The sequence below is a fragment of the Cytobacillus oceanisediminis genome, from assembly GCF_004366035.1.
In the GTDB taxonomy this organism is placed as follows: domain Bacteria; phylum Bacillota; class Bacilli; order Bacillales; family Cytobacillaceae; genus Cytobacillus; species Cytobacillus oceanisediminis_C.
On the sequence record NZ_SOEE01000018.1, the window covers coordinates 36,995 to 48,905 of the forward strand.

At 34.6% G+C, this 11,911-nt stretch carries 12 protein-coding genes; 6 read left to right on the plus strand and 6 right to left on the minus strand.

The features are described 5' to 3' along the window. Window positions 1–391: 391 nt before the first annotated feature. Together DFO72_RS26745 and DFO72_RS26750 are read right to left on the minus strand one after the other, a co-directional pair. Entirely contained in the window at window positions 392–601 is a 210-nt protein-coding gene (locus tag DFO72_RS26745) for a hypothetical protein (RefSeq protein ID WP_113885453.1), read from the minus strand. After that, on the minus strand, window positions 598–1,959 hold the full coding sequence (locus tag DFO72_RS26750) for a TrkH family potassium uptake protein (protein WP_113885454.1): 1,362 nt from the start codon (window positions 1,957–1,959) through the stop codon (window positions 598–600). Before DFO72_RS26750 ends, DFO72_RS26745 begins: the two co-directional genes overlap by 4 nt. Before the next feature lie 527 nt (window positions 1,960–2,486). Here DFO72_RS26750 and DFO72_RS26755 point away from each other — a divergent pair. Then, window positions 2,487–3,167 (plus strand): DUF421 domain-containing protein, encoded by a 681-nt coding sequence (locus DFO72_RS26755; RefSeq protein WP_113885455.1) that lies wholly within the window; start codon window positions 2,487–2,489, stop codon window positions 3,165–3,167. A gap of 520 nt (window positions 3,168–3,687) precedes the next feature. On the opposite strand, the gene DFO72_RS26760 is transcribed toward DFO72_RS26755, so the two are convergent. Continuing rightward, window positions 3,688–4,233, minus strand: coding sequence for a DUF1697 domain-containing protein (locus DFO72_RS26760; protein ID WP_113885457.1), 546 nt, complete (start codon window positions 4,231–4,233; stop codon window positions 3,688–3,690). Window positions 4,234–4,621: 388 nt separating this feature from the next. Between DFO72_RS26760 and DFO72_RS26765 the strand changes: the two genes are divergently transcribed. Beyond that, window positions 4,622–4,894, plus strand: coding sequence for a hypothetical protein (locus DFO72_RS26765; RefSeq protein WP_243856285.1), 273 nt, complete (start codon window positions 4,622–4,624; stop codon window positions 4,892–4,894). Window position 4,895: 1 nt separating this feature from the next. After that, entirely contained in the window at window positions 4,896–5,405 is a 510-nt protein-coding gene (locus DFO72_RS26770; RefSeq protein ID WP_243856286.1) for a DUF402 domain-containing protein, read from the plus strand. A gap of 308 nt (window positions 5,406–5,713) precedes the next feature. On the opposite strand, the gene DFO72_RS26775 is transcribed toward DFO72_RS26770, so the two are convergent. Further along, window positions 5,714–6,697, minus strand: coding sequence for a LacI family DNA-binding transcriptional regulator (locus tag DFO72_RS26775; RefSeq protein WP_113885459.1), 984 nt, complete (start codon window positions 6,695–6,697; stop codon window positions 5,714–5,716). 82 nt (window positions 6,698–6,779) lie between these two features. On the opposite strand from DFO72_RS26775, the gene DFO72_RS26780 reads away from it, so the two are divergent. Continuing rightward, a complete protein-coding gene (locus DFO72_RS26780) occupies window positions 6,780–7,607 on the plus strand; it encodes an HAD-IIB family hydrolase (RefSeq protein WP_113885460.1) in 828 nt (275 codons plus the stop codon). A gap of 254 nt (window positions 7,608–7,861) precedes the next feature. Here DFO72_RS26780 and DFO72_RS26785 read toward each other — a convergent pair whose 3' ends face one another. Further along, entirely contained in the window at window positions 7,862–8,341 is a 480-nt protein-coding gene (locus tag DFO72_RS26785; RefSeq protein WP_113885461.1) for a hypothetical protein, read from the minus strand. Window positions 8,342–8,629: 288 nt separating this feature from the next. Then, entirely contained in the window at window positions 8,630–9,175 is a 546-nt protein-coding gene (locus tag DFO72_RS26790) for a DUF3231 family protein (RefSeq protein ID WP_113885462.1), read from the minus strand. 343 nt (window positions 9,176–9,518) lie between these two features. On the opposite strand from DFO72_RS26790, the gene DFO72_RS26795 reads away from it, so the two are divergent. Both DFO72_RS26795 and DFO72_RS26800 read left to right on the plus strand, forming a co-directional pair. Further along, window positions 9,519–10,271, plus strand: coding sequence for an SDR family NAD(P)-dependent oxidoreductase (locus DFO72_RS26795; RefSeq protein ID WP_113885463.1), 753 nt, complete (start codon window positions 9,519–9,521; stop codon window positions 10,269–10,271). Between the two features lie 295 nt (window positions 10,272–10,566). Next, window positions 10,567–11,769 carry an IS110 family transposase gene (locus DFO72_RS26800; protein ID WP_113885464.1) on the plus strand — a complete coding sequence of 401 codons (1,203 nt, stop codon included), beginning with the start codon at window positions 10,567–10,569 and terminating at the stop codon, window positions 11,767–11,769. Window positions 11,770–11,911 lie beyond the last annotated feature (142 nt).

Consider the following 11,911-nt stretch of genomic DNA (forward strand, 5'->3'; position numbering starts at 1 on the left):
TCGCCATCACCAATGCCATCCGTTATTTTAAAAATACTGTAGGTTATTCTTAAAAGCCAGGGTTCTCCATCGTACATCATACAAGACTTTCGACCCCGAGCTTTTTTCGTATTTATTTATAAATTCATCATCCATTAATTTGCCTTTTCTTTAGAATAGACCAGGTTCAAAACCTATTAGCAAAATACAAATTCTAAAGTTCAATTCCTCCGCCCCCTGTTTTTTTATGTCTTCCTTCCTTTAAATTAGCAGATAATTCCAGAGTATTTAAAAATTTTATTCTTGAACTAACATGTGCATATGCTTCAAAGCCCAGCTGCTAAAATATAAGGCTTATAATTATTCCAAATGATATCCAAATTAAAAAAACTGCCTAAAAGCGGCAGCTTTATTAGCTTTTCTTATTTTTTTTAACCTTGACATAGAAAAAACCGCAAATTCCAAATAACAGTGTAATAGTTATTATCGTCAAAGAAGAATGGTATTCAATCCATAATACTCTATGGATGTTAGCAAGTGTTAAAAATAAAGATACTTTCGCCAAAAGCATCCCTGCAAACATCCAACTGAATATCACAATCAAACCATCTTGTTTTATCACCCTATAATCACCTTTTCCTTTGGATATTTATATCTATCCTTAACGGTGTTTCCTCTTATTAAAAATAGGAATGAAAAGATACCAATTCTGCCAATAAACATAAGTGCCATGATAATAAATTTCCCTGGAGTGCTAAGAGAAGATGTTATGCCCATTGATAATCCTGTTGTCCCGAAAGCGGATGAAACTTCAAAAACAATTTCAATAATGCTGAATGAAGGTTCAAAGATAGTCATTAAAATAATTGAAAAAGAACAAATAAAAGCAGCGGTTGTTATAACAATAAAAGATCCATGAATATCACTTGGATGCAATTCACGGCCGAATACTTTAACTGATTCTTTTCCTTTGGCATAGAAGTAAATGCTTAACATCATAATTGCAAAAGTGGTTGTACGAATTCCACCTCCAACACTGCTTGGCGATGCCCCAATAAACATTAATCCGCTGATAAAAAGCAAAGTCGGATCTGAAAAATCACTTACATCCATTGTAGCTAATCCACCATTTCTCGTAGATATGGATTGGAATAAGGAATAAAACAAAGATTCATGCCATGATTTACCTGCAAAAAAATGGTTTCTGTCAAATAAAAAGATAAAAACAGCACCTACAACAATAAGGATAAAGAAAGTAAGTGTTGTCAGTTTTGTAAACAACGTAAATTTGTAAGGGATATCTCCTTTATGTGTTAAAAATTCCTTGACCTCAATAAGTACAGGAAAGCCGATTGCACCAAGGATAAGCAAAATCATATTGATAAACTGAACAAAATAATCCTGTGCAAATGGAACAAGTGAAGTGCCGGTTATATCAAATCCTGCATTAGTGGTAGCACTGACTGATGCAAAGAAACCTTGTATAAAAGCTTCTTCCCATGTAGGGAAATAGTTTCGAAAGTGAATTCCTAATATAACGGCTCCAATAAGTTCGATAATAATTATAATGATTAATATCTGTCTCATTAACTGGACTAATCCGGAAAATGTCGAACGATTCTGATCTGTCATAATGAGCTGCCGATCTTTTAAGCCTATTTTTTTTCCGAAGAGAATCCATATGAACGTTCCAAGTGTCATAATACCAATGCCGCCAAACTGGAGAATAAAAGCCAAAATAAAATAACCTGGTACACTGAACGTATCAGCTGTCGAGACTACGCCCAAACCTGTTACACTAATCGCACTGACAGCTGTAAATAACGCATCAACTAATGACAGTTCAACATGGGGTCTATGTGCGACTGGTAAACTTAACAAGATTGTTGACATAATAACCGCAATTAAATAAAAGGAAACAATTAATTGTACCGACGACAATCTTTTTTTTAACTTTTCCTGGTTTTTTGTTAATTCCATATGACACAACCTTTTAGCAAGATAGGGATAGTATAGCAAATTGGAGAAAAATGAGAAATGTATTTCAAGTTTCATTTCACCCTAGAGATTATTGATTTTATTTAGGTATCCCACAGATATAGATTAAAAGGAATTACCTAATCCGTTAAGGTATTTGGGATTTTTCTTCATTTGCTTTTTTTTATAGCAATACTTTTCATGATTATAGCTAAGTTAATATTGTAATAATATATTTCCTGTACTAGGTAGCTTTGAGGCGGATTTTATTGTTGAAAAAAGGGGCAGGATAGTTTAATAAATCTTTGTATGTCTCAGCAAATCTAAATAATCATTTTGTTTATTTTATGGAAGGGGAGGGACTGTACATCCAATTCCCCGAATAACTTCTCAACCCCCGTTACACCTCCGTGTCATGCAGTCATTTTTTATATTTTCCAAATATATGGCGAAAATATTGATGAGTTCTATTATTAAAACAATAGTTGAGAAAATAATTTTAAGTCAAAGATGAATGGGGTTCACAGAAAATGAAATTATCGTACTTAACAATTGAATTAATAGTTGGCTTTTTTTTTCTATTTATAATGGTAAAGTTTTTGGGTAAAAAAATCATTAATCAAATATCTCCTTTTACTTTTATCGCATCTATTGTATTGGGAGAACTATTAGGAAATGCTTTATACGATCATAAAATAGGAGTAGTTTATATTGTTTATTCGATGACCATTTGGGGAGGATTACTTTTTTCAGTTGAATATCTAGGTCAAAAATTCCTTGCATTCAGGGGGGTTTTTGAAGGGAAACCCTCTGCACTAATTAAAAATGGAATTGTAGACCGAGAAGCATTAAGGAAAAATAGAATGAATATAAACCAGTTACAAAGTTTACTTCGACAGAGTGAAACCTTTTCACTTCGTGAGGTTGCCTTTTGTTATTTAGAGGCAAATGGTTCGATTAGTATTTTAAAAAAATCAAAGTATCAAAAAACAACTCAGGAAGATTTTAATATGACTTCAAAAGTAGTTTCAGTTCCAGTGACTTTAATAAGAGACGGTAAGGTTTTATGGGATGAAATTATTGATTTGGGATTTAATGAATTTTGGTTAAAGTCACAATTAAATACTCAAAATATTGCTGACTACAAAGATGTTTTTATAGCAGAATGGCTTGAAGGCGACGGTCTATTTGTACAGCCTTTTGAGAATTAAACTGTTTGAATATAATCCAAATACCAAAAGATTTGAAGTGGAGTTCATTAACCTATGAGGATTACTTTAATCACCCTTGAGAGTATGATATTCAAGTAAGAGGTGATATTAGGGTCGTAGCGAGTAGTCGAGCTATTTTGAGTCCCAGAAGTGCCTTCATATGTTGGTTAATGACGACGGATAACGCTATTTCTCCGTAGTCAGATAATTTAACGATTGGTTTCCAATAAACTATTGTACTTTCCAGTCCAATATGGTGTTTAAGGTCCATAAGAAATAAACTTATAACTAAAAAAAGTGTAGTTGCTGTCTTAAAAAAGTAAAAGTTATCTTCAACTAATGGGTGCACTGCTTAAAGTACGGCTTCCATTACAACCGCCCTTTTTATTCAACAAAAGGGGCAGATTGCTTTAGGAAGAAAAAGAGCGGCCGACCTCTTAGATCTTCAACTCTTCCCTTTAATTCCCTGAGCTCCAAACAAATTAATGAAAATCAAATTATATAATTATTATCGGGAGAACTAACTTTTTTGAGCTTGCATCAGTTCATATATCTTACGAGAGGTATTGACATTTCTTATCGTAACTTGTTTGTATATCTTTGATCCAATGAGCTTTGACTTTCCACTTTTGGTTATATTTTTCTTGTCAACCGACCATAGGATCGCACCTGGTACATATTTTACCGAGTCAATATTTGGTTTAATAACCAAATTCTCAAGGACTGATTCATCATCAATTTCATCCCATAAAAACATGACATCACTTGTCATATTCTTATCATTTTTCCATGTGGCAGGAATAGCGTTTATGATTTCTCTGATATCATCGACACTACGAACTACTACTTTAATTTGTAATTTGAAATCATTATGTATCGCTTTTTCCAAAATACGAGATAGTTCAGTTTTTGATATGACTTTGTACGAAAAAATAATATTACCTGTGTTGATGTATGTCACTACATCATTCATCCCAATTTTTTCTAAAGTTTGTTTAAGCAACTTCATGTCAATTTTGTTTTTTCCACCCACATTAATCCCCCGAAGAAGAGCAATATAAATCATAGCCATCCTCCTTTCATCCTTTTATATAAACCCATTATATTCTTAGTGGTTATATTTGTCATACTATTCCAGTAATTTCTCGCAGTATGATTTTCTCCATATTTAATGTAAGTAATATATCTATTATTTTCTTTAGTTCTGGATACAGAACCTTAAATAAATCTAATTGGTTAATATCGTTGTGATCATTCTTCTTAAAATAAAAGGGCAGCATTCCTGAAATAAAGAACTACTTTGTGAAGTAATGCACTTACACTATAGGGTGCATTAATTGAAGATACGGCTGCCAAATTTGATGGCCTTTTCTTATTAAACAAAAGGGGCAGGTTAGTGCAAGAAGAAACTTAGGATAGAGTATTCCCGACTAATATAAAAAGGGGGAATTACATTGGTTGAAAAGTTATTTTATGTCCTGATTGCATTAGCATTATTTATTATTAGTGGATGTTCTAATGAAGGAGAAGCAACCACAGTAACAATTGATAGTATTGATGCCGAGGAAGTTTTAACATTGGATTCTGCTGCTGATATTTTTCAGTATGAAGGAGTTATCTACAAAACTAATATAGATTGGGTTGAGGAATTGTCTTTAACAAAAGATGTTCAAATCGGTGAAATAAAAACAAAAAATGATGCAAATACAGATTTTAAGGATGATTAAATTGAGTAATGTTGTAAAAATTAAAGCTCTTAAATTCTCTAATATTCTTCACTATGAATGGGAAGGTGAATTGTTTCATCACACCTCTGATTATTTACTTGTACTATGCAAACCAGGCCGTAAGTTAATTCACCATACCAAAAATAATATTTTTACTATTGATAACACCTCATTAGAGTATTTTCCCTTGAAAGAATGGTTCACAGCTGCAATGGAAGTTGAAGACGGAAAAGTTGTTTCTACTTATTGCAATGTAGCAAAACCTACCATATTTAATAACAAAGAAATACGTTTTGTTGATTTAGATTTATATTTTATTCAGGAGAAGAATAATCAATGGACAGTAGTTGATGAGGAAGAATTTGAATTAAATAGTACTAAATATGGGTATCAAAAAGAATTAAAGGTGGAGGCAGTAAAAGCACTAGAAAGGTTAAAGGAAGAAGTGGGACAGGGGAATTTCCCTTTCAACGATCAAATTGCATCTCTACTTAAAAACCAAATTTCTTAGACACAGAGAATTAAGTGCATTTTAAACAATGAGTTGCTTCGGCATCTATTTTTCTTATTGAACAAACGGGGCAGGTTTGTTGAAGAAGGTTGATAAAATAAATAATTTAAAAATAAACATTTTTAGGGGGATTTACTCTTGTACAGGACTCAAGTAATTGTTTACTTCAGCTTATATAAAGATGATCTTCCAATAGGAGACATAACGGATAAGCCCCCCTGAATTTTGATAAAGGCGATTTAATCCTGAATCATAGATTGATATCAAAATAGTTAATATTAGGAAGAAAGGAATATCCAATTCCTCTCTTAGGTCCCCCTAATCACCAGCTCCCCTTTATAGGCTTTTCTTGCAGTGAGAAATTCTTTACCCCCAAGTCTGTCTAGTAAACAGGTAACCAAATCGTTGACCATCAATTCAGTCTGATTTTGAATGCTAGAAAGTGCAGGGAAAGTTGTCAGGCAAATTGGGTGGTTATCAAAACCAATAATGGAACATTCTTTTGGAACAGAAACACCATGTTTTTTAGCAGACGAAAGTAAGCCTGCAGCTAAAAAGTCACTTCCTGCAAGAATTCCATCATGTTTGCAATGACCTGAAAAAATTTCATCACCCAGGAGTATACCTTCTTCAATCATAGAGTACCCACTTATTTTTTGCTGAATAGTACATGCTTTATTTAAATCAAGATGAGCTTGTTTAAACCCTTCCCATCTTTGTCGCTGAAGTGGCGTTCTTTCTTCATCCGCACAAAATAATAGTTGGTTGCGTCCTTCTTTCAGTAGGTATTGGGTAGACGAATAGACTGCATCCCTTTCATCAAGTGAAAAGACATCTAAATGTTTTGTTTGAAGTGGTTCGTTGCAAATAAGCACTATCTTATCTCTAGCTTTCTGTTTAATCTCCTCCTCACCTAATAAAGTATGGGTGATAATTACCGCGTCCAGCTCATTTTCAGTTAACTTCTCATAAATCTCATATTCCTCATCAATAGAATAAAACGTTTGGAAAATCACTATCTTATATCCAACTTTTCTGCATTTTGCTGCAATCATGCCAACAAGCGGGCTAAAATAAGGGTGATCAAGGACCGGGATAGTCACACCAATAGTTTTTGTTGATTGTGTTCTAAGGTGTACGCCTCGTGCATTTCGAACAAAAGACAACTTTTCTATTGCTTCCATTACTCTTGTTCGGCTGTCTTCTGAAACATGAGGATGATTATTGAGAACGCGTGATACCGTGGACTTAGAAACGCCACTAAGTCGAGCTATATCTATAATAGTAGCCATTTATTTTACCTCTAAAAAGATTGACCTGGGAACGTTCCCTGCCTGTACCCTAAAAATAACATAGAACAGGGGGGCATTAAACGTGACATTTAAAGTGTACCATTCTAACGGAAATCCTGACTACTTAATGCTATTTGATTTTGATGAAACATACTATCCGCATGAGCTAAAAGGTTGGCAGTTAGAAGATTTATATGAGCTTGAGGAGTATCTTGAAAGGATTCTTCATAAGAAAAATATCAGAATTGGTTGGGTAACAGGCAGTAGTTTGGCTGATATTCATAATAAAATGAGAGCAGCCCGGATGAACTACCTTCCGCATTTTATTGCATCAAACCTAGGAACGGAGTTATGGGAGATCAATCCAAAAGGAGAATTTTATCAAAATCAAGAATGGAGGAAAAGAATCAAAAGGTCAGGATTCAGCCATAGAGTAGTTGAAGATTTTATTAATGATTTAAGACTGATATATGGGATACAGTTACAAAAACAAACACAATTTGGTCAGCAATCCTTTAAAATGAATTATTATTATTTTATAGAAGATAGTGCGAGGGTTAAGTACGACCTTGATACCATAAAACAATTAGCACGCAATAGTGGAATAAACTTCAATATTAACCGTTGTAACTCTCTAGCTGGAGATCCGATAAATGCCTTTGACGTAGATTTTATTCCACAAAATACAGGTAAGCGGGCAGTAGTTTATTTTGTAATGAAACAGTATAGGATCTCTGTTGAGAATACATTTGCCTTTGGAGATAGTGGGAATGATGTAGAAATGCTTAAAGCGGTAAAGCATGGGTATTTATTGAAGAATGCTACAGAAGAAGCAAAACAACTGCATGACACGATAACGGCAGATCCTTATGCCAAAGGTATCCAAAACGTTTGTAGGATTTACTTTTAATTTTAAATTTACTCAATTTCTACCATTATTTATTAGGGGATATAAAATGACCTAGATTTATTAATGTTCAGGATATGATGAATGACATCTAGCATTCAGGGAGATAGATTACAGAACCAGACGGCATTTGTTCTTATACAACAAACGGGGCAGGCTTATTTAATAAGAGTCTATGCTGTAATATCACATTAGACATAAAATGTGCAGTAAGAATGGTTGGGGAAAATAGTAATAAAAATAGCTAGGGAAATTACCTAGCTATTGGAAAAGTTGTTATTTTTTAGGGATATTTTTTCAATAACCTTTTGAAACCCAAAGTTAAGTAATGCATCTGCAAAGATTAGCAGAAAGAAATTAATGGATTTCACCTTAATTTGAAAAACATTAAGCTTTTTGAATAAGGCTATTATTGGGAAAGCATATATTAAATCTGCAACTAAATTGATTAAAGCGTATAAAAGAAATTTCCCTTTCGATAAATAAAAAAACCATATTGTCAAAACTATGTAGGGTCCAAATAAAAGTAAGAATGCTGTATGTGTCTGATTTTTTTGCCCCCCTTTTACTGTCCATAACTTATGCGTGGTAAAATAAAAAATTTCACACATTACGGTCAAAGAAGAAAATAGGCAAACGGGTAGGTATTTAACAAACAATTCCTTCTTATTAGGAAGAAAAATAACAGATAGCCAAGAAATTAAAAACAAGGAAACTCTAATCCAAACCTGCAACATTTTATCATCCCTTTAGCTTTTTAAATAGTCTGTTTAAAAACGGAAATTATTATTCTAAAGGTACATTTATAAAAAGATGCACTACCGGAAAAGGCGGTTATTCAACATAAGGGTGCTGATATTCAAGATCTGCTGCCGAATCAGTTTGCTTTTTCTTATTCTACAAAAGGGACATGTTAGTGAAACAAAAAAATGATAAAATTCATCTTATATGTGGTATTTGACATATACTGTGAAAAAAATAGGCTTTAAAAGGAAAAAAGCGCCTAACAAGAGGCGCTTTATACATTAGCAATCCTTAGATTCATTGTAGTGTAGAGGAGGGGGGATTAACCATCCTTTTTCTTTGTTAAGCTTTAACATTTTTATTCCGAATTGTGCCTTTGCCATATGAAACTGGCCATACATCATGGCAATATCTTCTCGAATACTTTGCCCCATTACTTGACTACATGTCACTAATCCAGCAGCTGTATCTTTTGAAATTGATGCGCTAATTTCTGGATCAGTAAATCTGGCTCCTACCGGGATACTTTCAAGATTTGCATTAGGGCGATCCGGGGGAGCAGGTGGTAATCCAATTCCATTTGCTTTTAATAAGTCTTGCAATTGATTGTTCTCGTTTTTTAAACCTTGTATCGCTTCTTCAATGAGTTTTTTTAAGTCCTGATCACCAGTATGATTAAAAAAAGACTGATATCCTGCAATCATGCCGTTATTTGTTAAAAGATGAGTCCAAGTCGAAACTACCTCACCATAATGCATGGGCTCATCATGAGGGTTACCACTTAATATTCCCATAACTACACTCCTTATCATTTTTTGAATATTCATATGTTACTCCTTTTAAGTAAAAATAGAGTATAAGGATATTATGTATTTGAACTCAGGATAATATTCTCTTTAATGGTATTTTTATGTAAACCAAGGAAAATGGTTTTTATTGCACAATTCGAACAGGTTATTAAAGGGATGCTTACTTAAAGAACTAGCTGCCATCTTAGGCGGCTTTTTTTCTTACCTAACTAACGGGCAGGTTAGTTGAATAACAAATACTTGATTAAGCTAGCTAATAACCCAACAAAATCGTCATTTTCATATATAAATTCTTTTTCAAAAGGTTGAACGACATAAATTGTAGAATTACTATAACGACCATTTTGTTAGGAGGAAAACTATGCAGGACTTATCGGGAAAGGTGATACTTATCACAGGAGCAAGTTCAGGGATTGGGCTTGCCACAGCCGAGTTAGTGGCATCTAGAGGAGCAAAAGTAATTATTAATTTTCATTCAAACGAGAAGGGTGCTATGAAGGCTGTCCAACGTATTCAAGAACAAGGTGGAGAAGCTATTGCAATTCAAGCTGATGTGATGAAAAAAGAAGAAGTGAACTCAATGGTTGAGCAAGCCCTTTTTTCATTTGGCACGATTAATGTGTTGGTTAATAATGCTGGCGGCGGCATCTATCAAAGCACATTTATGGATATTAGTGAAGAACTATGGGAAAAAACGTTTAGATTAAATGTAAATAGTGTTCTTTTATGCTCGCAAGCCGTACTAAGACATATGATTCCGAAGAAAAACGGAAAAATTATCAATGTATCTTCGGCGGCTGCTCGTATTGGAGGTGCAGGAGAAAGTATTCACTACGCATCGACTAAAGGAGCAGTAAATACAATGACGATTGGTATGTCTAGAGAGCTTGTCGATTATGGAATTATTGTAAATGGAGTGGCACCAGGAATGGTAGAAACCCCTTTTCATGAGAAATTTGCTCCAAACGATCATCGTCTTGAGCGTATGGCTTCATCTGTACCTATTAAACGGGCGGCAACACCAATGGAAATAGCAGAGGTAATTGCTTTCCTTTCTTCCGATGCTTCAAATTATATCCTCGGAGAAATAATAAATGTTAGTGGTGGAAGATAATTAAAAAGGGCTTTAGCCACTAACTTTCTTCTTTCACTAACGGGTGCATTCGTATTATTGAGTTAACCAGTTTTTACTGGTTGCTCTTTTTTTATAGGACCTATTATTTCAGTAGCCAGGGTAGAACGTACGGGTGCGTGGGAGTTAGATCTCGTCAACTAAACTGTTCGCCCCCTACTTGTAGAATGATGTTTGAGGCTGGTTGGGACAAATGATCTCGTATAACAAGCGAAGCTATGGAACTACAGGAAGGTATAGGGGTTACTGGCGAGTACAACAAAGGGAGAGATAATTATTGAATCCAGTTGTTGGCCTGGATGTGGCCAAAGGGGAAAGTGAAGCTCAGGCATTTCTAGATAAAGACAAGCCATTTGGAAAGAGCTTCAAGATAAAACATATCACTGAGGATTTAGATACTTTCATCTCTTTTTTGAAAGAGATAGAAAGAAAGACTGGTGTTAGACCAGCAGTAATTCTTGAATCTACAGGGCATTACCATACACCGATTATTCAATGTCTGGAGGAAAGTCAATATCTATATATTTTGGTAAATCCCATCATTTCTCATCAGGCTAAGAAAACCAGTCTAAGAAAGGTAAAGACGGATGCGTTTGATGCATATCAACTTTGTATTCTGTATTACAAGGAAGAATTTGAGCCTTATAAGAAAAGAGGCTTAAGGCTGCTAAACCTAAGAACATTGTCAAGGCAATACGAAGCCGTTACGAACCTTTACATTCAGGCAAAACTTCAATTCCACACAATTCTTGATCAGGTATTTCCGGAATATAGGGGAGTATTTGGAGATTTATTTTCAAGAGTCTCTCTTCAGGTTTTAAAGGAGTTTCCTACTTCTGAAGATGTTCTGAGGATTGGTGAAGCAAAGATACTGGAGCGAATTGTGGAAATGCGTATAAAACGGTCTGCGGGTTGGGCCAGGGAGAGGGCAGCTAAATTAATAGATTCGGCTAAGCGAAATCCTTTCCAACAAGGTGTGTATCAAAGTCAGTTGTTCAGTTTGGATATGTATATCACTATGCTTCTTCAGTACCAAGAACACCTATCCAGTATAGAGGCAGAGATAGATGTCCTGGCAGAAGAAATTGAAGAATGTAAGATAATCCAGTCAATTCCCGGAATAGGAGGAAAAATCGCGGCAACGATCATTTCCGAAATCGGAGAAATTGACCGGTTTAATCACCCTAAAAAACTTGTGGCTTACGCAGGGATAGATCCAAGTGTCCATTCATCAGGTAAGTTCACAGCTACTATAAATCATATTACTAAACGAGGTTCAAGCCGATTACGGCACGCTTTGTATATGGCCGTTTTATGCGGTATAAGAAGCTCGAGGAACAAGAAGCTAAAAGAGTATTATGATCGGAAACGAAATGAAGGAAAGCCTTCAAAAGTAGCAATGATAGCTTGTGTAAACAAGCTTTTACACTGGATTTACGCAATGTTAAAAAGGAATGAACAGTTCCTGGATTTTGCTTAATCCACAGAAAACAGCAACTTAAGAAAAACCTTCCAAAAAGTATTTGGAGGGTTATTTGGCTTGCTTTCAAAAGTATAACACGGTGGATTAGATATTTTTAATAAGAAGTTCTTGACTCCTATTAGCTGGTTTAATTTAAGAT

Bases quoted from the DNA above. Each gene is read 5' to 3' on its own strand.
- DFO72_RS26755 (WP_113885455.1), top strand. From the start codon at position 2,487: ATGAAATTATCGTACTTAACAATTGAATTAATAGTTGGCTTTTTTTTT.
- DFO72_RS26775 (WP_113885459.1), bottom strand. From the start codon at position 6,697: ATGGCTACTATTATAGATATAGCTCGACTTAGTGGCGTTTCTAAGTCC.
- DFO72_RS26750 (WP_113885454.1), bottom strand. From the start codon at position 1,959: ATGGAATTAACAAAAAACCAGGAAAAGTTAAAAAAAAGATTGTCGTCG.
- DFO72_RS26760 (WP_113885457.1), bottom strand. From the start codon at position 4,233: ATGATTTATATTGCTCTTCTTCGGGGGATTAATGTGGGTGGAAAAAAC.
- DFO72_RS26790 (WP_113885462.1), bottom strand. From the start codon at position 9,175: ATGAATATTCAAAAAATGATAAGGAGTGTAGTTATGGGAATATTAAGT.
- DFO72_RS26785 (WP_113885461.1), bottom strand. From the start codon at position 8,341: ATGTTGCAGGTTTGGATTAGAGTTTCCTTGTTTTTAATTTCTTGGCTA.
- DFO72_RS26795 (WP_113885463.1), top strand. From the start codon at position 9,519: ATGCAGGACTTATCGGGAAAGGTGATACTTATCACAGGAGCAAGTTCA.